The following is a 23901-nucleotide window of genomic DNA, read 5'->3' as shown; positions in this document are numbered from 1 at the left end:
CACGATGAAACTCTCTATTTTTAAATTATCGCCTTTAGTTATTTTGATACTTTTTTGGGCCTGTGCTGCAAAAAAAACAGATGTAACGGAAATTGCTGATGAAGACCTCCAGCCAAAGCTAATTTTTCTAAACTATAGTATTTCAAACTCTGAAAACAACAAAAAAAACATTGAATTTATAAGCAAAACCATTACAGATGGCAAACTAAAAAGTAGTAGTAACAAATATATTAAGGTAGGTGGTATTGGCGATTTAAAATGCCGCCAATTGAATAAAGATTCTGTTGAAATAAATGCCATTGCAATAAAAAACCCATTATCAAAAATAATTGAATTTGTAAACGATTCACTTATCTTTGAAAACAAGTTAATCGAATTAAAAAAAGCACCGCTATCTCTACGTTTGCAATTACACAGCGAAACAAAATTTATAGCGATTGAAGAAATAACTGATTCGCTTCAAAAAAGCAAAACTCTAATAATAACAAAGTTAGATTGATAATGAAACACCTTATATTTGTCATTTTATTGCTTAGTTTTCAATACACCTTTGCACAAGTTTTTGACACAGAAACCATTAAGAACTCTGGCGATAATGATAAAAGAATCAACCTTGTTATTTTAAGTGAAGGTTACAGGGAAAGTGAATTAGCTAAATTTAAAACCAATGCAATTAACTTTACTACTGAATTATTTAATCAGTCCCCTTTTAAAGAATATGCAAATTATTTTAATGTTCACATAATAAAGGTAGCATCAAACCAAAGTGGAGCGGATCATCCAGGTACAAGTACTAATCCAATGGAAACACCTACCAGTCCCTTAACGCCTGTAATAAATGTAGATACTTATTTTAACGCAACTTATGACTCGTTTGGGTCGCACCGTTTACTCTATTATGAAATTGATGGTTACAGCGCAAACAATACACAACTAAAAATAACCAATTTACTTGCCACCAATTTTCCAACCTATGATCAAGCATTAATACTTGTAAATTCAGCGGAATATGGAGGTAGTGGCGGCGAATTTCCAATGGCTTATACGGGATCCTGGGGCAGTAAAGTAATTATGCATGAACTAGGACATTCATTATTTAACTTAAAAGATGAGTATTATCCTGGCGATGAATTAGCGGCTGAAGCAATTAACATGACGCAAGAAACCAATGCCAACCTCGTAAAATGGAAAAATTGGTTGAACATTAATGGTGTTGGGATACACCAATACACTTGCAACAGTGGTAATTGTGCTAGGTGGTACAAGCCACACCAAAATTGTATTATGGAAAGTATAGACAAATCTTTTTGTTCTGTTTGTAAAGAAGGCATGGTTGAAAAAATTCATAGTTTACAATCGCCAATCGACTCCTATATTCCTGTTTCTAATGAATTGATTAGTCCATTATTTCCATTGGAATTTCAATTAAATTTAATAAAACCTGTTCCGAATACATTAAAAAGTAACTGGGTTTTAAATAACATTAATTTTGCTTCAGATTTAGATGCTGTTTCCATTTCAGAAACGGATTTAAATGAAGGTATGAATACGCTCACCGTTTCAGTTAATGATGAAACTAGTCTTTTGAAAGTTAATAATCATGATACCTTTCATTTATATACAATTACTTGGAATATTGATAATTCTACGCTAGGAATAAAAAATATAAATAGTGAGATTGCAAATTATAATATTTCGATGTTTCCAAATCCAACAAATGACATTGTAAATTTGAAATTTGAAAGTGATTCTAACACAGATTTAAAAGTTGATATTGTAAGTTTGGACGGAAAAATGATTAAAACCGTTTCATTAACCAATTATTTAAACTCTCCAGTTGATTTAAGTAATTTAAGTACTGGTATTTATGTAACTAATTTTTATTCTGGCAATGCCCTTATTGCTAGTCGGAAATTAATTAAGAATTAAAAGAATCTCGCCTGTACATGAATGTTATTCTTTGGGTGGATATTTTCCAAGTATCTTTTCCACAATAGCATTTAAAAGTTCTTCCCGTTTCTCTGGAGTTGCATTGGGAGTAAAACGCGATTCGCTAATTGCTTGCCAAAACAATTGCTTTTTGTTTTCATCTACAAAATCAATTATAATTTGTCTATTTAAATTAGCTTGCCCAATAGGAAGCCCAATGGAGATACCGCCACCCATATTACCGCCACCGCCACCTAAGCCAACACCAACCGTATTACGTTGTATTTCTTGAAACTCTTTACTTTTAATATCAATGAAAAAGTCTGGTGTTTCAGCTAAAAAAAAGCCTTTTTCCGCCATGTTTTTGTCTATAGCATCCAAAATACGCTTTGTATCCAATTCACTTAAACCAGTATTCATGTTACTATAATAGTTGTAGGTTTTGTAATGATTGAAATCGGTATTTTTATCAAAATCGTAATTAACCCGAATAGGAGCGCAAGATACCGTAAAAAGCAGCAGCAGAAATACAAAAGGTTTCATAACAAGAATTTTTATTTATAAAGTTAATCAAAAATTATTCCATAGGTAGTCTTAAATAATTAACACTTAAAGAAACTAACGAATTTTTAATTCTGTACCTTATCCAACCATCCCTATGTATATAACTAAAAACACGTACTATATTTGATAAGACAATTATAGTACGTGTTTTTCAATTGTTAATTATAATTTTTTAATTATTCAGCATTTTCCAAAGCGTATCCTTCAGCTGCGTGATTCCTTGCTGGGCTACCGAAGAAATGAAAAGATATGGAATTGGTAACTCATTATCCAACTGTTCTTTTAATTCCGCTTTAAGTTCATCGTCTAGCATATCGCATTTAGAAATAGCTATGATGCGTTCTTTATCAAGCATTTCTGGGTTATAACGACGCAATTCATCTAAAAGAATATCGTATTGTTTTCTAATATCGGGTGCATCGGCAGGAATCAAAAACAATAATATAGAATTACGCTCAATGTGACGTAAAAAATAGTGACCCAACCCACGTCCTTCAGCTGCTCCTTCAATAATCCCAGGAATATCTGCCATTACAAAAGTTTGAAAATCACGATACTGCACAATGCCCAAATTTGGTTTTAGGGTTGTAAACTCGTAATCTGCAATTTTCGGTTTTGCTGAAGTTACTACCGATAAGAGTGTCGATTTCCCTGCATTTGGAAAGCCTACTAAACCAACATCCGCTAGCACTTTCAATTCTAGAGTAATATGCTTTTCTTCAAGTGGCATTCCCGGTTGTGAGTAACGTGGCGTTTGATTGGTAGAAGTTCTAAAATGCCAATTTCCTAAACCTCCTTTTCCGCCTTCTGCAATAATACGTTCTTCACCGTGTTCTGTTATTTCAAAAATAATTTCATTGGTTTCCGTATCACGAACAACCGTACCTAAAGGCACTTCAACAATCTCATCTACGCCATCGGCGCCAAAACTTCTACTTTTACTTCCACTTTCACCGTGACCTGCACGGATGTGTTTTTTAAACTTCAAATGAAGAAGGGTCCACAGATTTGAATTTCCACGTAAAATTACGTGACCACCACGACCGCCATCACCACCATCGGGACCGCCTTTTTCAATGAATTTTTCGCGGTGTAAATGCGATGATCCTTTTCCCCCGTTTCCGGAGCTAACATACATTTTTACGTAATCTACGAAGTTACCTTCTGTCATCTTAATTGTTTATTTGTTTGTTGTAAATTGTTAAGTTGAAGTGAACAAAAAAAATCAACTAAACAACAAACGACTTAACGTATCACTTATAATTTATCAATAGCGTTACTTAAACGCTCGGTAATTTCTTCTACACTACCAACGCCATCCACACCAAAATATTTATTTTGAGCTGAATAGTAATCTTTTAAAATGGCTGTTTTATCGTAATATTCTTTTATTCTATTTCGAATGATAGACTCATCAGCATCATCAGCTCGACCACTAGTTTTTCCTCTTCCAATAAGGCGTTCTACTAAAATTTCATCTTCTACTTCTAAGGCTATCATAGCACTTATAGAAGAATCTTTACTTTCCATTAAAGCATCTAGAGCCTTTGCTTGCGCATTAGTACGTGGGAAACCATCAAAGATGAATCCCTTTGCTGCACTGTTTTTTTCAACTTCTGCTTCTAACATATCAATAGTTACTTGGTCCGGAACTAGTTCGCCTTTATCCATATAAGACTTTGCCAACATCCCTAATGCCGTTTCGTTTTTAATATTAAATCTAAAAACATCGCCTGTAGAGATATGAACTAAATTATACTTCTCTTTTAAGAACTCTGCTTGTGTTCCTTTACCTGCTCCTGGAGGTCCAAATAATACTAAGTTTGTCATGAATTGTGTTTCTTTTATTTGATAGACTTCTGGTATGTTTCGTCCTAAACCATCATAATCTAAGCCATAGCCTACTATAAATTTGTTTGGAATTTCTATACCTATATAATGTAATTTAAAATCTTTTTTATAAGCTTCAGGTTTGTAAAAAAGTGTTGCAATTTTTAATGATTTTACCTGCTCATTTTTAAAAATACGATGCACTTCTGCTAGGGTATTACCCGTATCAATTATATCTTCTAAAATAACAACCGTTCTCCCAGTTAAATCTTGGGTTAACCCAATTAAACGCTGAATATCTTCGGTAGATTTCACTCCTTCATAGGAAGCTAATTTTATAAAGGTAACTTCACATGGCTTAGGATACTTTTTAACAAAGTCACTAACCACCATAAACGACCCGTTTAAAATACCTATAAAAATTGGTATTTCATCTCCAATATCATTAGCAATTTCTGTTGCCAAACGTTCCATTGCTGCATCTATTTCTTTTGCAGAAATAAACGGTTTAAAAAATTTGTCGTGTAGCTTTATCACAGTTATATTATTTTTGAAAGGCGCAAAGATAATCAATAGATTGCCTAATAACGATTTTTGATTTACGAATTCGAGACTATTTTAAGATTTAAATGTATTTTTGCCGAATATTTAATGAAATTTCACAATAATAAGCATGAACTATTTTTCTTCAAATTTTAAACTTGGTATCTTAGGTGGTGGTCAATTAGGCAAAATGTTACTTAACGACACCCGAAAATTTGATATTTACACCTGTGTTTTAGATGCTAGTAACGAAGCACCATGCAAAATTGCCAGTAATGAATTCCATCTGGGCGATTTAATGAATTTTGAAGCTGTTTATAACTTTGGGAAACAAGTAGATGTGCTCACTATCGAAATTGAAAACGTAAATATTGATGCCTTGGAAGCACTTGAAAAAGAAGGCAAAAAAGTTTATCCATCGTCAAAAACATTACGAAAAATTCAAAATAAAGCTGCTCAAAAATTATTTTATATCGATAATAATTTACCCACAGCACCTTTCTCCAGGTTTGCTTATCTTTCTGAAATTGAAGATGCTATAAACAATGGCGGTTTAAAATTCCCATTCGTTTGGAAAGCAGCACAGTTTGGTTATGATGGTAATGGCGTAAAGGTGGTAAGGCAACTTTCCGACCTTGAAGGTTTAACACCTGGTGAATGTATAACAGAAACTTTGGTACCTTTTAAGAACGAATTAGCTGTAATAGTTGCTAGAAATGTATCTGGTGAAATTAAAACTTTTCCTGTTGTAGAAATGGAATTTCATCCAGAAGCTAACCAAGTGGAATATGTTATTTGTCCGGCAAGAATTTCGGATGAGGTAGCAAACAAAGCAAGAGAAATTGCATTAAATGTTTCAAAAGCATTTAACCACGTTGGTTTGTTGGCTGTTGAAATGTTCCAAACACAAGATGATAACATTTTAATTAATGAAGTAGCGCCACGGCCTCATAATTCGGGACATCAAACCATTGAAGCCAGTTACACCTCTCAATTTGAACAACATTTACGTGCTATTTTAGATTTACCTTTAGGTAGAACCGACAGCAAAGTGGGCGGCGTAATGGTAAATTTAGTTGGTGCTGAAGGTTTTTCTGGAGATGTGGTTTATAAAAATATTGAAAGTATTATGAAAATGGAAGGTGTTACACCTCACATTTATGGCAAAAAACAAACAAGACCATTTAGAAAGATGGGACACGTTACTATTGTGAATGAAGATTTAAATGAAGCACGACGTATTGCCGAAGAAGTTAAAAAAACGATTAAAGTTATAAGTGAATAATTTAGGTCTAGACCGCGCTCAACCTAACAAAAATTTGAAATTTTATGAATAAAGTAGGAGTTATTATGGGAAGTAAAAGCGATTTGCCAGTGATGCAAGACGCTATTAATATTTTAAAAGATTTTAATATTACCGTTGAAGTTGATATTGTTTCTGCACATCGTACCCCAGAAAAACTATTCGACTATGGTAAAAACGCACATACTAGAGGGTTTGCAGTAATTATTGCAGGTGCCGGAGGTGCTGCACATTTACCAGGTATGATTGCATCTTTGTCGCCACTTCCAGTTATTGGTGTTCCTGTTAAAAGCAGTAACTCAATTGATGGTTGGGATTCGGTACTATCCATCCTTCAAATGCCAGGAGGCGTACCAGTTGCAACGGTAGCCTTAAATGGCGCAAAAAATGCTGGTATTTTAGCAGCCCAAATAATTGGATCTAACAACCCACAGATATTAGATAAAATAATAGACTACAAAGACGCTTTAAAACAACAAGTACACGAATCGGCTAAAGATTTAAAATAAAAAAACCTCGACGGGAAATCGAGGTTTTTTAGCTATTAAGAATAATTTTATGAGTTAGTCACTCTTCAAATTGTTTCGCCAAAAATATAAAAATTTTATTATGTGTGCATAATATCTTTTAGTTTTAACATATTTACTTTTTAAATGACATCAAATATTTTACTTACATCGTTCAAAACCCCTTATAATACAGCACCTTTTTCAAAAATAAAAAATGAAGACTTTCTTCCTGCATTTAAGCAAACCATTGAAGATGCTAAGGCTGAAATTGATATTATTGCAAATAATAAAGAAATTCCAACCTTTAAAAACACTATTGAAGCCTTAGAATTTTCAGGTGAACAATTAGACCGGGTTTCAAGCATCTTTTTCAATTTGAATTCTGCTGAGACTAACGATACTATTCAGAAAATAGCACAAGAAGTTTCCCCTTTATTGTCCGAATTCAGTAATGATATTACCTTAAATGAAGCTTTATTTAAACGTATAAAATCTGTTTACAACTCTAAAGACTCCTTAAATTTAACTACAGAGCAACTAACGCTTTTAGACAAAAAATATAAAAGTTTTTCTAGAAATGGTGCTAATTTACCTGAAGACAAAAAGTCCAAACTTCGGGAAATTGACAAAGAATTAAGTAAGTTAAAGTTAAAATTTGGAGAAAATATTTTAGCGGAAACCAACAAATTCGAAATGTTAATTACCGACGAAAAGGAACTTTCTGGTTTGCCAGAAGGTGCAGTGGAAGCAGCCAAACAGTTAGCAGAATCCAAAGATAAAGAAGGATGGTTATTTACTTTAGATTACCCGAGCTATATCCCCTTTGTTACATATTCCAACAACCGAGAATTACGTAAAAAATTAACCTTAGCATCAGGACGTAAAGGTTTTAATAATGATGACTTAGACAATCAAGAAATTGTATTAAAAATAGCAAGATTAAGATGCGAACGTGCTAATTTATTAGGTTATAAAACACATGCACATTTTGTTTTGGAAGAACGCATGGCTAAAACACCAGAAAGTGTTTTAGCTTTTTCAAATGAACTATTAGAAAAGGCCAAACCAGCTGCCGAACGTGAATTTAAAAACCTTCAAGATTTCGCAAAGGAATTAGATGGTATCACCCAGCTGCAAAAATGGGATGGTTCCTACTATTCTGAAAAATTAAAACAAAAATTATTCAGTTTAGATGATGAACTTTTAAAGCCATATTTTAAATTAGAGAATGTTATTAATGGTGCGTTTACGGTAACTAATAAATTATTCGATTTAAATTTTGAAGAAATAAAAGATGTTGACAAATATCACGAAGATGTTTTAACCTATAAAGTAACTAATAATAAAGGTGAATTTATTTCTATTTTTTACGCCGATTTTTTTCCAAGACCAGGAAAACGAAATGGTGCATGGATGACGTCTTTTAAATCACAATCCATTAAAAACGGTGTGAACGACAGACCACATATTTCCATCGTTTGCAATTTCACCAAACCAACAAAAAGCAAACCTTCATTATTAACTTTTAATGAGGTTACTACCTTATTCCATGAATTCGGACATGCGTTACATGGTATGTTAGCGAACACTACCTACCCTACCCTATCTGGTACTTCAGTATATTGGGATTTTGTGGAATTACCAAGTCAGATTTTGGAAAATTGGTGTTACGAAAAAGAAGCCTTAGAGCTTTTTGCTACGCACTATGAAACAGGAGAACTTATCCCAATGGACATTGTTGAAAAAATAAAAGAATCGGCAACCTTTCTACAAGGCATGCAAACTTTACGTCAGTTGAGTTTTGGCCTTTTAGACATGAGTTGGCATGCCATTGAAAATCCAGAAACTATTAAAGATGTTAAAGCTCACGAAGAAGAAGCTTTTAAAAACACATCGTTATATCCTGAAACCAAAGAAACCTGTATGAGCACCTCGTTTGCACATATCTTCCAAGGTGGATACTCTTCGGGATATTACAGCTACAAATGGGCTGAAGTTTTAGATGCTGATGCCTTTGAATATTTTAAGGAAGCAGGTATTTTCAATAAAGATGTTGCTAATAAATTCCAAAATAACGTTTTATCGCAAGGAGGCACAGAAGACCCAATGGTACTTTACAAACGCTTTCGCGGAAAAGAGCCGCAACCTGAGGCCTTATTGAAACGAGCTGGTTTAATTTAGAATTATCTCTATTATCCATTAATTTCACTTATTTTTGAATAAAAGAAAATTGAGTAACCATGTCTGACCATCAAATTAATCCAAATAAGTGGATCGATTTATATTCCGATTACCTCTATAACTACACCATTTCACGTGTTGGCGATAGAGCTATTGCACAAGATTTGGTACAAGACACGTTTTTAGCTGCTTTAAAATCCATGAAAAATTTTAAAGGAGAAGCGAGCGAGCGCACCTGGTTAATCTCTATCTTAAAACGAAAAGTTATTGATCACTACCGTAAAATAAATTCGAATAAAGGAAAAGCAGAAGTAAGAATCAGCTATAATGATGATAGCGAAACTGAAGGCGATTGGTTGGAAGAACGCGTAGCAGATCCCTTTGATAAAACTGCTGAAGACAGCATGCAAAACGAAGAATTAGGTGATGCAATTTATAATTGTTTAAGCAAACTACCAGAAAAACAAGCTGATGTATTTAGAATGAAAACCATTGAAGGCTTAGAAACTGAGGTTATTTGTAATGAACTCAATATCACAGCGTCTAATCTTTGGGTAATCATTCATAGAGCACGTACTGCAATGGCAGATTGCTTAAAAGAAAATTGGTTTTAATTATTAGTTATGAGTAATAAATTTAAATTTATATTCAAATGTGATGAGGCAGGTCATGTATGCGATAAAGCACAGTATAAAGATGCTTCATTATGGGAGAAGATAATCCTAAATCTTCATATAATTTATTGCAATAGGTGTAGAAAATACTCTAAGAACAATTCTAAACTTACAAAAATTGTAGAAAAATCGAAAGTAACGTGTTTGGATAGAAAATGCAAGGAGTCCATGAAACAAGAACTCGACAAAGCTATTAAAAACACTCCTTTTAATTAAATAAAAACACTAATAGACCCCACAAAATAGGTAAGCCTTCCACCCAAAAGGAACTGTAGTACCTTCCTTGCTCCTTACTTGAAAACAACAAAAACAACAACGTAATTCCAGATATTAAAAAAAGAATTAGTAGTTGTGCAGAATTCACAGAATCCTTAAAAAATTCTAATAGAAAAAAGGCAAATAAAAATAGAGTACCCAACATTTTCGTTTGTATTACCCCTATTTTCTGCGGAATGGTAGCCAGTTTTAAGCTATCAAAACGTAAATCTCTAATTTCAAAAGGCAACATTAAAATTATTATAAATATAAATCGTTGAGTCGCAGTAATAAAGATATCCACCGATAGTTGGTATTCATTATTTATTATCGGAAGAAAAACAGTAACTCCAGCCCAAACCAATGCTATTACATACACTTTTAAACCTGAAACACTTCTTAAATTAGCTCTATAAGTAAAAAATAAGCTAACGGGTATTAATGGCATGGCGTAAAAAAAGGTAATCAAAGCAAATACAGCTAAATATAGCAAGGTTTCAGGGTTAAGACTCAACCCATAATAACACATCAAAACAAAGCTAATAAATGAAAAGATTTGAATAATTTGCAACCAAGTCGCTAAACGAATATGATGAAACTTTGCAATTCCAAAATACTTCACAAAATTATAACCCGATATAGACGCAAAAAACACAAAACACAAAAGCCCATCATTACCAGAGATATTGTACTCCTTAAGAGTTATCCATGTTAAAGAGACTACCGCTAAAGCAACATGAATACTACTGTTTATATAAAAATTAAATATCTGCTTTAACACTTGCATAACACAAAAATAGGCAATCACATTCTTACAGTGTTAATAAAGTTTGCTTATGGTTAAAAACTTTCCATTTAATGCAATTAAACACGTTTTTTATTCTGTATTTTTGCGAATTATATAAACAATTTCTACTTAATGAATACAAACGCTTTCGCACTGCGTCATATAGGCCCAAGAGAAGATGACCAAAAACTTATGTTAGAAACCATAGGTGTAGATTCTTTAGATCAATTAATTTATGAAACCATTCCTGATGATATTCGTTTAAAGAACGGCTTAAATTTAGATGAACCTATGACGGAATATGAGTATTTACTTCATATCCATGAACTATCTAAATTAAATAAAGCTTATAAAACTTATATTGGTTTAGGTTATCATCCAACCATTTTACCTGCTGTTATTCAACGAAATATTCTTGAAAACCCAGGTTGGTATACCGCTTACACACCTTACCAAGCAGAAATTGCACAAGGTAGATTGGAAGCGCTTTTAAATTACCAAACCATGGTTATTGAGTTAACAGGTATGGAAATAGCAAACGCTTCACTCTTAGACGAAGGCACTGCAGCTGCTGAAGCAATGAGTTTATTATTTGCTGTTCGTGAGCGCGCTCAAAAGAAAAACAACGTTAACAAGTTTTTTGTTTCCAATAATATATTACCGCAAACACTTTCAATATTAGAAACTCGTGCTAACCCAATAGGTATTACACTGGTTGTTGGTAATGAAAATGAGTTTGATTTCTCTTCTGAATTTTTCGGAGCTATTCTTCAATATCCTGGAAAAGATGGTCAAGTAACTGATATAAAATCTTTTATCTCTAAGGCGAATCATGCTGAAATAAAAGTAGCGATTGCTGCCGATATTTTAAGTTTAGTTAAATTAGAAGCGCCTGGTGCCTTTGGAGCTGATGTTGTGGTAGGTACCACACAACGCTTCGGAATTCCAATGGGTTTCGGTGGACCTCATGCCGCTTATTTTGCCACAAAGGAAGCTTACAAAAGGGATATCCCTGGCCGTATTATTGGTGTTACTAAAGATATGAATGGAAACCGCGCTTTACGTATGGCGTTACAAACGCGCGAGCAGCATATTAAGCGTGATAAGGCAACCTCAAACATTTGTACGGCTCAAGTTTTATTAGCTGTTATGGCAAGTATGTATGCGGTGTATCACGGGCCTAAAGGTTTAAAGTTCATTGCCAATAAAATACACAATACAGCTTCAACCTTAGCAACTGCTTTAAAAACCTTAGGCTATACCCAGGCTAATACCGAGTTTTTTGATACGCTTCAAATAAAAACCGATTCAAAAAAGATAAAACAAATTGCTAAAGCTAAAAAAGTAAATTTGTTTTATCCTGATAAAGAAACTGTAACTATTGCTATAAATGAAACAACCTCGGTAAGAGATTTAAACTATCTTATTTCTGTTTTCGCAGAAGCTGCCGAAAAAGAAACTATTACCGTTACAGCTATTTCTGAAGGAAATAATATCTCGGAAGACTTAAAAAGACACTCCGATTTTTTAACCTCGGATGTATTTAACACCTATCATTCGGAAACCGAATTAATGCGTTACATTAAAACCTTAGAACGTAAAGATTTAGCATTAAACCATTCCATGATTTCTTTAGGGTCTTGTACCATGAAACTTAATGCTGCTTCAGAAATGTTGCCTTTAAGTATTTTTAAATGGGCAAATATTCATCCGTTTGTTCCAAAAAGACAAGCATTGGGTTATTTAACGGTTTTAAAAGAATTAGAAGACCAATTAACAGAAATCACAGGTTTTGCTGCAACATCACTACAACCAAATTCTGGAGCACAAGGTGAGTATGCTGGCTTAATGGTTATAAAAGCGTACCATGAATCTCGTAACGACGGACATAGAGATATTTGCCTAATTCCATCTTCGGCACACGGCACCAACCCTGCAAGTGCTGTTATGGCAGGTATGAAAGTGGTAGTAACAAAATCGACTCCTGAAGGTAATATAGATGTAGAAGATTTACGTGAGAAAGCCATTTTACATAAAGACAACCTGTCTTGTTTAATGGTAACCTATCCATCTACCCATGGTGTTTACGAATCGGCTATAAAAGAAATCACTAAAATCATTCATGATAATGGCGGACAAGTTTATATGGATGGAGCCAACATGAATGCTCAAGTTGGTTTAACCAATCCTGGCAATATTGGTGCCGATGTATGTCACTTAAACTTACATAAAACCTTTGCTATTCCTCATGGTGGTGGTGGCCCTGGTGTTGGCCCTATTTGTGTGGCGAAACAATTGGTGCCATTCTTACCTGGAAATCCAATTAAAAAAGTTGGAGGAGATAAAGCTATTACAGCCATTTCTGCAGCGCCTTATGGTTCTGCTTTGGCTTGCTTAATTTCTTATGGATATATTAAAATGCTTGGTGCAGAAGGTTTAACGGAATCTACCAAAATCGCTATTTTAAACGCTAATTATATCAAACACCGCTTACAAGGCAGTTTTGAAACACTTTACTCTGGTGAACGTGGTAGAGCAGCACACGAAATGATTGTAGATTGCCGACCATTTAAAGCGAATGGCATTGAAGTAACCGACATTGCCAAACGATTGATGGATTACGGCTTTCACGCACCAACGGTATCATTCCCTGTAGCTGGAACACTTATGATTGAACCAACAGAAAGTGAAAGTAAAGCTGAAATTGATCGTTTTTGTGATGCCATGATTTCTATTAAAAAAGAGATTGATAACGCTACAAAAGACGATGAAAATAATGTTTTGAAAAACGCACCACATACTTTGGACATGGTAACTTCTAACGAATGGTATTTCCCATATACACGTGAAGAAGCTGCCTTTCCGCTTGACTATGTTAAAGATAACAAATTCTGGCCAAGCGTAAGACGTGTAGATGATGCCTATGGCGATAGAAATTTAATCTGTTCTTGTGCTCCTATTGAGGCCTATGCAGAAGCCTAAATAATGCGTTGAACATCGTAAAAAAATTGAAAAAAGAATTTGCCTTTTGTGAAAACCTCGTACCTTGCGCAGGTTAACTAAAAAAGGCAAATTTTTCTTTTTATGAACATTAAAATTACCGGTACTGGAAGCTATATTCCAGATACCATCGAAAAAAACGAAGCTTTCCTCGAACACACATTTTTAAATACCGATGGCTCCTTAATTAACTCTCCTAATGATGTTATTATTGAAAAATTTCAGGCCATTACAGGTATCGCGGAAAGGCGTTATGCAAAACCACATTTAAATTCATCTGATTTAGGTTTTTTCGCCGCTGAAAAAGCAATAACAGATGCAAAAATAGATCCTGAAACTATAGATTATATTATCGTAGCGCATAATTTTGGTGATATTAGACATAACACCATTCAAAGTGATATGTTGCCAGGTTTAGCTGTTAGAATAAAACATAGTTTACGAATTAAAAATCCAAAATGTGTTGCTTACGATATTCTTTTCGGATGCCCAGGTTGGATTGAAGGTGTTATTCAGGCACAAGGATTCATTAAGGCCGGAATGGCAAAACGCTGTTTAGTTATTGGTACTGAAACCCTTTCTAGAGTCGTTGACAATTATGACAGAGATGCCATGATTTTCTCGGATGGCGCTGGCGCGACTATAATTGAAGCTACTGAAGAGGAAGGTGGCATATTATCACACGAAACGGCAAGTTACACCTATGATGAAGCTTACTATTTACACTACGGAAACTCAAACAATCCAGACCTTAGTAAAGACACCCGTTTTATCAAAATGGAAGGTCGAAAAATTTATGAGTTTGCATTAAACCATGTGCCACAAGCTATAAAAACTTGTATTGATAATAGTGGTTATGATATAAATGACGTAAAAAAGATTTTTATACATCAGGCTAACGAGAAAATGGATGAAGCTATTTTAAAACGCTTGTACCGCCTTTATAGAACCGCCATACCAGAAAATATTATGCCTATGAGCATTCAAAAACTTGGTAATAGTTCGGTGGCTACAGTTCCTACACTTTTTGATTTAGTAAAAAACAATAAATTAGAAAATCATAGTTTAAACAAAGGCGATATACTTATATTTGCTAGTGTTGGTGCTGGTATGCACATTAACGCCTTTGCATATAAATACTAAGTTTATCTTTTTAATGAAAAATGAGAAGTGTACTCGTTGTCATTTTTCCCATCATTACATTTAATTAGATACCAATAATCGTTGGATGGCATTTGTAATCCGTTATAAGTGCCATCCAATGAATTATTTTTCAAAGTTAGTGTTTTTTAGTAGTTTCCCTTCCCAATCATAAAAATACAGGATATTTTTACACGCATCTTGTAAACCTCAATTTCATACATAAATAGATCTATTATTTTTAGGTTGAAAAATATTAAATAGCCTCCTGTATGTTGTTATATTTGTAATTCTGAACAACTAATGTTTTCAAAATTAAAAATGTACGAAAAAACTTTTCCAAACAAGCGATTTAAACACACCATCCAATTTTTAGAAAAACACGTCACTAAATCCGAAACTATTTTAGATTTGGGTGTTGTAAATCCATTTTCAGAAATTATGCTCAAACACGGTTATAAGGTTGAAAATACAACTGGAGAAGATTTAGATTTAGATCAATCAACTATTAAAAAATCAAATGCTTCTGTAATAACAGCTTTTGAAATTTTTGAACACCTTTTGTCTCCTTTTACTGTTCTGCGGTCTATAAAATCAGATAAATTAATTGCTAGTGTACCACTAAAATTATGGTTTTCATCAGCCTATCGAAGTAAAACGGATATGCTAGACAGACATTTTCATGAATTTGAAGACTGGCAATTTGATTGGTTATTAGAAAAAGCAGGTTGGAAAATAATTGACCGTCAAAAATGGACAAACCCAACCAAAAAAATTGGAATTCGTCCTATTTTACGATGGTTTACACCTAGGTATTACATAGTTTATGCGGAAAGGATTTAAACAAACACCAAATACTTTTAAATTAAACCTTTTAACTTCTTTATAGTACAACTTTGAATTTCTACATCATCATACCCGCGCATAACGAAGCTAGTTCTATAGCATTAACTTTAGACTCCTTAGTGAATCAAACACTTAAACCTAAACGGCTGGTTGTCGTTAATGATAATTCAACCGATAGAACTCGAGATATTATTGAAGCCTATGCTACAAAACACCCGTGTATTGAATTAGTAAATTCAAAATCTTCCAACGAGCATTTACCAGGTTCAAAAATTATTAATGCCTTCTATAAAGGTTTTGAAACTTTAGATGAAAACTACAATGTGCTTTGTAAATTTGATGCCGATTTAATTTTTCCTTTAAATTACTTAGAGCAAATAGCTAACCATTTTGATAAAAATCCCAAATTAGGCATGGCTGCTGGCTTTTGTTATATTGAAAAAGGTGATGAATGGATGTTGGAGAATTTAACTCGGAAAGACCATATTCGAGGAGCCTTAAAAGCCTACAGAAAAGAGTGTTTTTTACAAATAGGAAAACTTAAACCATCTATGGGTTGGGACACTGTAGATGAATTGCTTGCTAAATTTTATGGCTGGGATATTTTAACCGATGAATCATTACACGTAAAGCATTTAAAACCAACTGGGATAAGTTATAACAAAGGCTCAAAATATTTGCAAGGTGAAGCCATGTACAAAATGCGATACGGTTTTAAAATTACTTTAATTTCAGCTTTAAAATTGGCTTACAAAAAAAGGAGTTTTCAATTATTTAAGGATTATTTAGCTGGGTATTTTTTAGCTAAAAAGAATAAAATTGATTTTTTAGTAACAGAAGACGAAGGTTTATTTATTAGAAATCTGCGCTGGAAAGGAATTTTGGGTAAATTAAAAAAGTAATTATCTTAACTTCAATTAGCTTAACTACTAGCAACCATAACTATTTAAAGCTCCAATCTTTATAGCTACTTGAAGCTTCCAGTTTATTTTCTAAACTATCTTCCAGTTCTGGAAAAAAATCAATACCCGTTAATTTTTCAATTTCATCAACCGAAACTACAAAATCGTACAACGGCTTATTAGAATTTTCATGAGGCATTAAAAATGCAATCATTTTAACTTTGCCAGAATTTGTATCAATCAACACTTTATAAAACTGATTTGGTACCGCCACTCGTTCACTTCCAATCGTTTTCATAGGTCCTTTTAAAACACCGCCAGTTACTACAAAAACACCATTATATCTACTTGCCCAATACCGAACTTTCTGTTCTAAAGTATTCCAAATACCTGAGTTGAAAGCATGCTCTTGCGGACTTATATTACTGGTTAGAAAGGTTTCATTGTAAGCGAATTTACTATAAGCCCTATCGGCCGCAGGACATAAGTGACCACGATCATATCCCGAATTTTTATAGTTTCTCCAGCTTGCAGCCCCTGTTTTCACCGCCTCATCAATTTCAAAATAAGGCCGTTTGAAATTGGTGTTTGCTAAATGTGATTTTTTCAATTCATAAGCAACCCACTCCGCTTGTTCATGTGGTTCACTATACGACAACGAATACCCTTCATGATGCACTACCTGCCCCGTAGTACTTGTTGGTAAAAAATATTCATTAGTATATTGCTTGACTTCTTTACCGTTATTTACAATTTCGGCAGATGCTTCAGTCTTTAAAAAATACTCATAACCATATACACCTAAAACAAGTATTAAGGCTACTAATGTGTATTTCATTTTTTTATTCAAACTATTCTAAAACAAATTCTAAAGGTTGACCTATGGAACCATTTGGGAAACTAGTACCTAACAGTGCAGACATAGTTGGCGCAATATCGGTTATTTCCGTTTTTTTAAATGTAGCTCCATGTTTTATACCCTTTCCAAAAAACAAAAGTGGCACATGGGTATCGTAATTTAAACCTGAACCGTGTGTAGAACCTGTTTTACTATAAGAAATAAAGGCTGGATCGTAAACAAAAATAACATCACCTGAACTTTTTTGGTTAAACCCTTTTTGAATTAAGGTTTCGATACCTGAATTAAACTCATTGGTACTTAAGGTTGTTGCTGTATAGGCTTTATCAATGTTTGGATAATTAATAATTTCGTTTACAATCGCATTTTGAACATCGACTAAATCTAATTTTAGTTCTTTTATTTTCGCTCTGTTTAAAAACACTTGATTATTACTAACGTTTTCAATTATATCTGCTGTTCCAAAAGTTGTTGTTACAAATTCTGTAAACATCTTTTTTTGTTCACTAGAATTAATATAACCTGCTGGAATTTTAACTGTTTGTAAATAAGAAGGTACATCTACAGCAGCGTGATCTGCCGTTAAAAACACGGTATAATTTCCTTTTCCAACTTTAGCATCTAAAGCTTTAAAAAAACGTTCTAAATCTTTATCTAAGCGAATATAGGTGTCTTCAATTTCTTTTGAATTTACACCAAAATTATGTCCAACATAATCAGTACTTGAGAAACTAACTGCCAAAACATCTGTAAAGTTATCTTGCCCTAATTGCTCTCCTGCTATGGCTGCTATGGCAAAATCGGTTACAATCGAATTCCCATAAGCAGTTGCTTTTAACAAGTCGAATCCTCCATTTTGGTCTTTCAAAGTATTTAAATCATAAGGAAACGTGGCTGTTTCTTTTCCTTTAAAGCCACCTTCAAAATTGTTTAAATCAGTACCACTTTCCAAATAGGTATCAATAGGATATAATGTATTCCAAGATTTTAAATACGAAGCTACCATTCCTGAAGCATTAAATTCATTCACCCATTTAGGTAAATCATTCATGTAAAAAGTACTGGTTATAAAATGTCCTTTATCTTTTCCGAAAAACCAATAAGCTGCATTTGCGGTATGTCCTGCAGGTAAAATGGCTCCTCTATCTTTCACCGAAATACCAATAGTTTTTCCTCGCATTTGGGTAAACAATCTGTTTTCATCAGCAAAAGTTGTAGTCTTCATGCGATGTGGCGACATTTTACCATCTTCTGTTTCTGCACCAACCGAAATCATATCATCATCACCAGCACAGTAAACCATTTTCTTTGTTTCTTTATCATACCAGTCATTTCCAACAACACCGTGGTATTTTGGAGTGGTACCTGTGTAAACAGACGCGTGCCCAGGACCTGTGTAGGTTGGAACATAGTTAAAATGGTTGTTTTTACAATTAAAGCCTTCATTCATCATGCGCTTAAAGCCACCTTCACCATATTTATTGTAAAAACGTGTTAAATAATCATAACGCATTTGATCGACTACAATACCCACTACCAGTTTCGGGTTGTTAGTGTTTTCTTTTGAAAGCACTTTATTTTGGGCGTTACTTGAGAAGCTTATGGCAAGGACCATTGTAATATAAACAAGATTTTTAATCATAACTTTTATTTTAACGATTCAAAAATACTGCTTTTTAAATATCTTTAATTTAAAATTAAAGTTAAATCCCAGTAACTTTTTTTACTTTAGCATCATTAAAATTGATTATGACATATCTACATAATATTGGTGCTTATTTTTTAATGATTGCTGAAATGTTTCGCAAGCCAACCAAATGGTCTGTGATGAAGAATTTAATCTTAAAGGATATAGACGACTTGGTAATTGGGTCTTTAGGCATCATTGCCTTTATTTCCTTTTTTGTGGGTGGTGTTATTACCATTCAAACAGCTTTAAATATTAGTAATCCTCTTATACCTAAATATCTGGTAGGTTTTGCTACCAGACAATCTGTGATTCTAGAATTTGCTCCCACTTTTACCTCCGTAATTATGGCTGGAAAAGTAGGATCGTTTATAACATCTAGTATAGGAACTATGCGGGTTACGGAGCAAATTGATGCTTTGGAAGTTATGGGAATTAACTCTCTAAACTACTTGGTTTTCCCTAAAACGATTGCCCTGATGTTGTATCCTTTTGCTATCGCTATTGGTATGTTTTTGGGCATTCTTGGTGGTATGGCTGCTTGTGCTTATGGAGGCTTTAGCTCGGTTGAAGATTACATTTTTGGTATTCAAACCGATTTTATCCCATTTCATATAACATATGCATTTATAAAAACCTTTGTGTTTGCATTTGTTTTAGCTACAATTCCGGCCTTTCATGGTTATTATATGAAAGGTGGTGCATTGGAAGTAGGTAAAGCAAGTACAACTGCTTTTGTTTGGACTTCGGTAGTTGTAATTCTTCTAAATTATTTCCTAACTCAAATGCTTTTAAGTTAATGATAGAGGTAAAAGATTTACATAAGTCGTTTGGTGATACTGAAGTTTTAAAAGGGATTACCACGACATTTGAAAAAGGAAAAACCAATCTTGTTATCGGGCAAAGTGGTTCTGGTAAAACGGTATTTTTAAAATGCCTATTAGGTTTATTTAACTATGAACAAGGAAGTATCTCTTACGACGGTAAGATATTTTCTGCATTAACAGAAGATGAAAAACGTGACTTGCGAGGAGATATCGGTATGGTATTTCAGGGAAGTGCGTTATTTGATTCCATGACAATTGCCGAGAATGTCATGTTTCCGTTGCGTATGTTTACAAAACAGAGTAAAAGTGAAATGCAAGATCGTGTAGACTTTGTTTTAAACCGCGTCAATTTAGCCGATGCTCATAATAAAAAACCTAGTGAAGCTTCAGGTGGTATGCAAAAACGAGTTGCCATTGCTAGGGCTATTGTAAACAAACCAAAATATTTATTTTGTGATGAGCCTAACTCTGGTTTAGATCCAAAAACAGCTATTGTAATTGACAACCTGATTAAAGAAATTACTGAAGAATACGACATTACAACAGTAATAAACTCGCATGACATGAATTCGGTGATGGAAATAGGTGAAAAAATTGTCTTCTTAAAAAACGGTTTAAAAGCCTGGGAAGGCTCTAATAAAACCATTTTTAAAACAGAAAATGAAGTTGTTACCGATTTTGTTTATTCATCTGAATTGATGAAAAAAGTACGTCAGATGTATATTGAGGAGCGCCAGTAAGAATTGCTACTTTTCTCGTTTTACAACCAAACTATCTAAATCAAATCGCTGTTTTAACCAACTGCTTAATTTCTCTTGTTGCTTTACTATAGATTCTTCTTTACTGTTTTCATTCCATTTCACGGTAAAAACGGAAAGGGTATCTATTTTTGAAAAATTGGAGGTTATTACAGTGGCGTAAGAAATTCTAGAAACCTCTTCATAATTAATTTTAACTTCTTTGGTTAAATTATCAAACGGAATTTGTTGCTCTTCTAATTTTGATAAACTTCTAAGCTTCTTTTCCAAAAACACTATTTTATCAGATTGCGAAAGTAAATCTATAGAATCTCGGTATCTAATTTGTTCCATATATTTTAAACTTTCTAAATTTTTACTTCTGTTTTGGTTCAGAACTAAATTCACATTTTTTAAAGCATCATAGTTCTTCATACGGGCTTTTAGTAGTGCTGCAGTACTCTCTGGAATTTCATCTAATCCAAAGGAATTTAATTGAATGGAGGACAACACATTATCATCATCGGAATACCTATAAGAGGCGTTCTTAATTATATAATCTGCATGAGGCAACGCACTTAACTCTCTATTAATAAAATTTCTAGCATCGCGCTCAAACCTGCTTTCTTTTAACACTTCAACAAATGTCCACATAGCAGGTACCATAACGATAATAGCTAAAAACGTGGCTATTCTACTTATGCGCCTTCTTTTTTCAGAATTTGCATATTTCAGCATTGGAAAATTTAACACCTTTAACACTAAAAATGTAGCCAACGCAATGAAAATAGTATTAATGGTGAACAAATACATTGCTCCTAAGGCAAATTTCATGCCTTTAGCAAAATCTTCTTCTAAAGCTACTGAAAGTCCATAACCAACAGTACACAAAGGTGGCATTAAAGCTGTAGCAATGGCAACACCAAATATTACTGATGCAATAGTTCCTTTTTTAGTGCGCGCAATAATTAAGGCTAAACCACCGAAGAATGCAATGAGCACATCGCGAATATCTGGTTTTGTTCTTGCCAGTAATTCAGATGATTCTTCACTTAAAGGGAATAACCAAAAGAATAAAAAGGCAGTAAGTACACTCAAGAAAATCATGACCCCAAAATTGACCAATGATTTTCTTAAGGTATCGATATCATTTATGGAAACCGATAAACCTATTCCTAAAATAGGTCCCATTAATGGGGAAATTAACATGGCGCCAATTACAACTGCCGTTGAGTTGGCATTTAACCCAACCGAAGCCACAAAAATGGAACATATTAAAATCCAGGCAGTTGCTCCTTTAAAAGGAATATCACCTTTTATCGCTAAAATTGTAGCATCACGATCCGTATCATCTCTAAAATCTAATAAGTCACTGAAAAATTGCTTAACACTAGCCAATAAACCTATGGCCTCTTGCTTTATGGCCTTCTTTGTCTGATCAACTGTTTTTTCTTTGTTAGACTTGTTTTCTTCTTCAGAAAAATTAGACTTGTTTTCTTCCATTATTATTTCAAATTAGGCACTAATACGAATATAGATAAAATAGTTTACTTTAATAAATTACTATTATCCAAGATGATTTCCGAATTTATCTTTTACTTTTTGAAGCACTTTTTTAATATCCTGCTCTTTTGATTTTGGATAAATAAGTAATACATCTTCTTTATCTACAATAATATAATCTTGTAAACCATCAACAACAACAATTTTATCTTTTTTGGTTCTTATCATATTACCAGAAGCATCTTCCGCTAAAGTTTTAGCAAGAACTACAGCATTTCCAGAAGCATCTTTATCTAATTTATCATATAAACTACCCCAAGTTCCAAGATCATTCCAATCAAATTCTGCTGCAATAACATTTACATTTTTAGATTTTTCCATTATGGCATAATCCACCGAAATATTTTCTGCTTTCGGGTAGTTTTCCTTTATAAAATTACTTTCTGCATCCGTATTGTAGGATGAAATTCCCGTTTCAAAAAGAGCGTACAATGTTGGTTGATTGGATTTAAAAGCCTCGACCACAGATTTTACACTCCACATAAAAATACCTGCATTCCATAAAAAATTACCTTGCGCTATAAACTGTTTAGCAGTTTCATAATCTGGTTTTTCTCTAAATTGATTTACAGGTTTTATTACTTCTGTAGATGATTTTTCAAATTCAATATAACCATACCCCGTGTTTGGGAAGGTAGGTTGAATACCAAGCGTCATTAAGGCATCATTTTCTGAACAATAATCAAAAGCCTGCTGAACATTTTTTGAAAAAGTTACTTCATCCTCTATCCAGTGGTCACTCGGTGCAACAATCATTACAGCATCAGGGTTTTCCTTTTGAATTTTTAAAGACGCATATAAAATACATGGAGCTGTGTTTCGCATAGCAGGTTCTAAAACAACCTGACGTTGTTTAACATCTGGTAATTGCTCTAACACCAAATCGTTGTAACGCTCATTAGTTAAAATGAAAATATTTTCTTTAGGAATTAAACGCGATAATCTTTGAAAGGTTTTCTGTATTAGAGTATCACCCGTTCCTAACATATCATGAAATTGTTTAGGAAATGATTCTGTACTTACAGGCCAAAACCTCGATCCTACTCCTCCGGCCATTAAAATGGCATAATAATTTTTATTCATTTATTTAATTTTTACATTCCTGTGTAAGCAGAAATATGATTAATAATTATTTAATATTTATGATACTCCTGTTTTTGCAGAAATAACTTCAACCTCAGCATTCGGATTAAACAAATACATTCGTCCTGTTTTAACCTCTAAACACTCAAATCTTTTGGTTCGTTGTATTCCTTTTTTAAAAATTTTACCGTTGTATATTTTGAATGTTTGTCCTAAAGGTACTTCAAAAATAAAGGTTTTATCATTAGGTTCATCAAATTGCCTCAAAGCTAACGCTAAAATAACATCAGTATCACTAGATGCTTTCGGATTTTTAAAATGTTTTGCTAAAAGCGGCAACAATTCTGAAGGGAAAATATCAGGGTTTAAAAAAGGTAACATTAAATGCTGAAAGGTTCTTTTCCACTCTATACCATGAGGCTTTATAAATTTCCCATAAGTTTTATAGGCTTCAAAATGGGCTATTTCATGAACTAAAGTGATTAGAAATCGATGCTTATTCAAGTTTGAATTAATAGTGATTTGGTGTTTACCGTTTGGTAATCGCATATAGTCGCCATGACGTGTTTTACGCTCGTTTTTAACCTTAACGGTTAAATGGTCATGCTTTAAAAGATTTAAAACTTGAGGCATTGCCTGATCTGTAATATACGCTTGAAGTATCTTTCGCATACTTGCAAAA

23 protein-coding genes are annotated in these 23901 nt (G+C 33.5%); 13 read left to right on the top strand and 10 right to left on the bottom strand.

Translation table 11 applies throughout. The features are described from left to right. Positions 1 to 4 precede the first annotated feature (4 nt). Together ABYI63_RS03350 and ABYI63_RS03345 are read left to right on the top strand one after the other, a co-directional pair. A complete protein-coding gene (locus ABYI63_RS03350) occupies positions 5 to 499 on the top strand; it encodes a hypothetical protein (RefSeq protein WP_372753422.1) in 495 nt (164 codons plus the stop codon). A 2-nt stretch (positions 500 to 501) separates the two neighbouring features. Further along, positions 502 to 1929, top strand: a complete 1428-nt coding sequence (locus ABYI63_RS03345; RefSeq protein ID WP_372753420.1) for a M64 family metallopeptidase — start codon at positions 502 to 504, stop codon at positions 1927 to 1929. A 24-nt stretch (positions 1930 to 1953) separates the two neighbouring features. On the opposite strand, the gene ABYI63_RS03340 is transcribed toward ABYI63_RS03345, so the two are convergent. The 3 genes from ABYI63_RS03340 to ABYI63_RS03330 form a co-directional block, all read right to left on the bottom strand. Next, complete coding sequence (locus ABYI63_RS03340) at positions 1954 to 2472, bottom strand: DUF4136 domain-containing protein (RefSeq protein ID WP_372753418.1); 519 nt, start codon at positions 2470 to 2472, stop codon at positions 1954 to 1956. A 193-nt stretch (positions 2473 to 2665) separates the two neighbouring features. Continuing rightward, a complete protein-coding gene (obgE, locus tag ABYI63_RS03335) occupies positions 2666 to 3664 on the bottom strand; it encodes a GTPase ObgE (RefSeq protein ID WP_372753416.1) in 999 nt (332 codons plus the stop codon). Positions 3665 to 3750: 86 nt separating this feature from the next. Beyond that, the gene (locus tag ABYI63_RS03330) at positions 3751 to 4860 is read right to left on the bottom strand and encodes an adenylate kinase (RefSeq protein ID WP_372753414.1); all 1110 of its coding nucleotides are present in this window, start codon (positions 4858 to 4860) and stop codon (positions 3751 to 3753) included. A gap of 136 nt (positions 4861 to 4996) precedes the next feature. On the opposite strand from ABYI63_RS03330, the gene ABYI63_RS03325 reads away from it, so the two are divergent. The 5 genes from ABYI63_RS03325 to ABYI63_RS03305 all read left to right on the top strand — a co-directional run bounded on the left by ABYI63_RS03325 (position 4997) and on the right by ABYI63_RS03305 (position 9749). Next, positions 4997 to 6151, top strand: coding sequence for a 5-(carboxyamino)imidazole ribonucleotide synthase (locus ABYI63_RS03325; RefSeq protein WP_372753412.1), 1155 nt, complete (start codon positions 4997 to 4999; stop codon positions 6149 to 6151). 44 nt (positions 6152 to 6195) lie between these two features. Beyond that, entirely contained in the window at positions 6196 to 6678 is a 483-nt protein-coding gene (gene purE / locus ABYI63_RS03320) for a 5-(carboxyamino)imidazole ribonucleotide mutase (protein WP_372753410.1), read from the top strand. Between the two features lie 144 nt (positions 6679 to 6822). Beyond that, on the top strand, positions 6823 to 8859 hold the full coding sequence (locus ABYI63_RS03315) for a M3 family metallopeptidase (protein WP_372753408.1): 2037 nt from the start codon (positions 6823 to 6825) through the stop codon (positions 8857 to 8859). Between the two features lie 59 nt (positions 8860 to 8918). After that, positions 8919 to 9473: a sigma-70 family RNA polymerase sigma factor gene (locus ABYI63_RS03310; RefSeq protein WP_372753406.1), complete on the top strand. Its 555-nt coding sequence runs from the start codon at positions 8919 to 8921 to the stop codon at positions 9471 to 9473. Between the two features lie 9 nt (positions 9474 to 9482). Continuing rightward, entirely contained in the window at positions 9483 to 9749 is a 267-nt protein-coding gene (locus tag ABYI63_RS03305; RefSeq protein ID WP_372753404.1) for a hypothetical protein, read from the top strand. Here ABYI63_RS03305 and ABYI63_RS03300 read toward each other — a convergent pair. Beyond that, positions 9742 to 10575, bottom strand: a complete 834-nt coding sequence (locus ABYI63_RS03300) for a hypothetical protein (RefSeq protein ID WP_372753402.1) — start codon at positions 10573 to 10575, stop codon at positions 9742 to 9744. The genes ABYI63_RS03305 and ABYI63_RS03300 overlap by 8 nt on opposite strands. Before the next feature lie 132 nt (positions 10576 to 10707). On the opposite strand from ABYI63_RS03300, the gene gcvP reads away from it, so the two are divergent. Together gcvP and ABYI63_RS03290 are read left to right on the top strand one after the other, a co-directional pair. After that, the gene (gene gcvP / locus ABYI63_RS03295) at positions 10708 to 13557 is read left to right on the top strand and encodes an aminomethyl-transferring glycine dehydrogenase (protein ID WP_372753400.1); all 2850 of its coding nucleotides are present in this window, start codon (positions 10708 to 10710) and stop codon (positions 13555 to 13557) included. A gap of 102 nt (positions 13558 to 13659) precedes the next feature. Beyond that, entirely contained in the window at positions 13660 to 14718 is a 1059-nt protein-coding gene (locus ABYI63_RS03290; RefSeq protein WP_372753398.1) for a 3-oxoacyl-ACP synthase III family protein, read from the top strand. A gap of 2 nt (positions 14719 to 14720) precedes the next feature. On the opposite strand, the gene ABYI63_RS03285 is transcribed toward ABYI63_RS03290, so the two are convergent. After that, a complete protein-coding gene (locus ABYI63_RS03285; protein WP_372753396.1) occupies positions 14721 to 14852 on the bottom strand; it encodes a T9SS type B sorting domain-containing protein in 132 nt (43 codons plus the stop codon). Positions 14853 to 15036: 184 nt separating this feature from the next. On the opposite strand from ABYI63_RS03285, the gene ABYI63_RS03280 reads away from it, so the two are divergent. Beyond that, complete coding sequence (locus tag ABYI63_RS03280) at positions 15037 to 15558, top strand: methyltransferase (RefSeq protein WP_372753394.1); 522 nt, start codon at positions 15037 to 15039, stop codon at positions 15556 to 15558. A 53-nt stretch (positions 15559 to 15611) separates the two neighbouring features. Then, positions 15612 to 16463: a glycosyltransferase family 2 protein gene (locus tag ABYI63_RS03275; RefSeq protein ID WP_372753392.1), complete on the top strand. Its 852-nt coding sequence runs from the start codon at positions 15612 to 15614 to the stop codon at positions 16461 to 16463. Positions 16464 to 16503: 40 nt separating this feature from the next. Here ABYI63_RS03275 and ABYI63_RS03270 read toward each other — a convergent pair whose 3' ends face one another. Together ABYI63_RS03270 and pafA are read right to left on the bottom strand one after the other, a co-directional pair. Beyond that, entirely contained in the window at positions 16504 to 17301 is a 798-nt protein-coding gene (locus ABYI63_RS03270) for a DNA/RNA non-specific endonuclease (RefSeq protein ID WP_372753390.1), read from the bottom strand. A 13-nt stretch (positions 17302 to 17314) separates the two neighbouring features. Next, positions 17315 to 18964, bottom strand: a complete 1650-nt coding sequence (pafA, locus tag ABYI63_RS03265) for an alkaline phosphatase PafA (RefSeq protein ID WP_372753387.1) — start codon at positions 18962 to 18964, stop codon at positions 17315 to 17317. 107 nt (positions 18965 to 19071) lie between these two features. Between pafA and ABYI63_RS03260 the strand changes: the two genes are divergently transcribed. Together ABYI63_RS03260 and ABYI63_RS03255 are read left to right on the top strand one after the other, a co-directional pair. Next, the gene (locus ABYI63_RS03260) at positions 19072 to 19809 is read left to right on the top strand and encodes an MlaE family ABC transporter permease (protein WP_372753385.1); all 738 of its coding nucleotides are present in this window, start codon (positions 19072 to 19074) and stop codon (positions 19807 to 19809) included. Next, on the top strand, positions 19809 to 20576 hold the full coding sequence (locus ABYI63_RS03255) for an ABC transporter ATP-binding protein (protein WP_372753383.1): 768 nt from the start codon (positions 19809 to 19811) through the stop codon (positions 20574 to 20576). The genes ABYI63_RS03260 and ABYI63_RS03255 overlap by 1 nt, the downstream gene beginning before the upstream one ends. 6 nt (positions 20577 to 20582) lie before the next feature. Here the strand turns inward: ABYI63_RS03255 and ABYI63_RS03250 are convergent, their stop codons facing one another. The 3 genes from ABYI63_RS03250 to ABYI63_RS03240 all read right to left on the bottom strand — a co-directional run bounded on the left by ABYI63_RS03250 (position 20583) and on the right by ABYI63_RS03240 (position 23891). Continuing rightward, complete coding sequence (locus tag ABYI63_RS03250; protein ID WP_372753381.1) at positions 20583 to 22076, bottom strand: DUF389 domain-containing protein; 1494 nt, start codon at positions 22074 to 22076, stop codon at positions 20583 to 20585. A gap of 63 nt (positions 22077 to 22139) precedes the next feature. Further along, entirely contained in the window at positions 22140 to 23219 is a 1080-nt protein-coding gene (locus ABYI63_RS03245; protein ID WP_372753379.1) for a mannose-1-phosphate guanylyltransferase, read from the bottom strand. A gap of 57 nt (positions 23220 to 23276) precedes the next feature. After that, entirely contained in the window at positions 23277 to 23891 is a 615-nt protein-coding gene (locus ABYI63_RS03240; RefSeq protein ID WP_372753377.1) for a SprT-like domain-containing protein, read from the bottom strand. Positions 23892 to 23901: the final 10 nt, after the last annotated feature.

The organism is Mariniflexile sp. (genome assembly GCF_041583155.1).
Lineage (GTDB): Bacteria > Bacteroidota > Bacteroidia > Flavobacteriales > Flavobacteriaceae > Mariniflexile.
Note: the sequence above shows the minus strand (reverse complement) of the source record. Positions and strands in the feature narration are given on the sequence as shown.

Excerpts from the sequence above, each read along its gene's own strand:
- ABYI63_RS03350 (WP_372753422.1), top strand. The coding sequence starts at position 5 with ATGAAACTCTCTATTTTTAAATTATCGCCTTTAGTTATTTTGATACTT.
- ABYI63_RS03345 (WP_372753420.1), top strand. The coding sequence starts at position 502 with ATGAAACACCTTATATTTGTCATTTTATTGCTTAGTTTTCAATACACC.
- ABYI63_RS03340 (WP_372753418.1), bottom strand. The coding sequence starts at position 2,472 with ATGAAACCTTTTGTATTTCTGCTGCTGCTTTTTACGGTATCTTGCGCT.
- obgE (WP_372753416.1), bottom strand. The coding sequence starts at position 3,664 with ATGACAGAAGGTAACTTCGTAGATTACGTAAAAATGTATGTTAGCTCC.
- ABYI63_RS03325 (WP_372753412.1), top strand. The coding sequence starts at position 4,997 with ATGAACTATTTTTCTTCAAATTTTAAACTTGGTATCTTAGGTGGTGGT.
- purE (WP_372753410.1), top strand. The coding sequence starts at position 6,196 with ATGAATAAAGTAGGAGTTATTATGGGAAGTAAAAGCGATTTGCCAGTG.
- ABYI63_RS03315 (WP_372753408.1), top strand. The coding sequence starts at position 6,823 with ATGACATCAAATATTTTACTTACATCGTTCAAAACCCCTTATAATACA.
- ABYI63_RS03310 (WP_372753406.1), top strand. The coding sequence starts at position 8,919 with ATGTCTGACCATCAAATTAATCCAAATAAGTGGATCGATTTATATTCC.
- ABYI63_RS03305 (WP_372753404.1), top strand. The coding sequence starts at position 9,483 with ATGAGTAATAAATTTAAATTTATATTCAAATGTGATGAGGCAGGTCAT.
- ABYI63_RS03300 (WP_372753402.1), bottom strand. The coding sequence starts at position 10,575 with ATGCAAGTGTTAAAGCAGATATTTAATTTTTATATAAACAGTAGTATT.
- gcvP (WP_372753400.1), top strand. The coding sequence starts at position 10,708 with ATGAATACAAACGCTTTCGCACTGCGTCATATAGGCCCAAGAGAAGAT.
- ABYI63_RS03290 (WP_372753398.1), top strand. The coding sequence starts at position 13,660 with ATGAACATTAAAATTACCGGTACTGGAAGCTATATTCCAGATACCATC.
- ABYI63_RS03280 (WP_372753394.1), top strand. The coding sequence starts at position 15,037 with ATGTACGAAAAAACTTTTCCAAACAAGCGATTTAAACACACCATCCAA.
- ABYI63_RS03270 (WP_372753390.1), bottom strand. The coding sequence starts at position 17,301 with ATGAAATACACATTAGTAGCCTTAATACTTGTTTTAGGTGTATATGGT.
- pafA (WP_372753387.1), bottom strand. The coding sequence starts at position 18,964 with ATGATTAAAAATCTTGTTTATATTACAATGGTCCTTGCCATAAGCTTC.
- ABYI63_RS03260 (WP_372753385.1), top strand. The coding sequence starts at position 19,072 with ATGACATATCTACATAATATTGGTGCTTATTTTTTAATGATTGCTGAA.
- ABYI63_RS03255 (WP_372753383.1), top strand. The coding sequence starts at position 19,809 with ATGATAGAGGTAAAAGATTTACATAAGTCGTTTGGTGATACTGAAGTT.
- ABYI63_RS03250 (WP_372753381.1), bottom strand. The coding sequence starts at position 22,076 with ATGGAAGAAAACAAGTCTAATTTTTCTGAAGAAGAAAACAAGTCTAAC.
- ABYI63_RS03245 (WP_372753379.1), bottom strand. The coding sequence starts at position 23,219 with ATGAATAAAAATTATTATGCCATTTTAATGGCCGGAGGAGTAGGATCG.
- ABYI63_RS03240 (WP_372753377.1), bottom strand. The coding sequence starts at position 23,891 with ATGCGAAAGATACTTCAAGCGTATATTACAGATCAGGCAATGCCTCAA.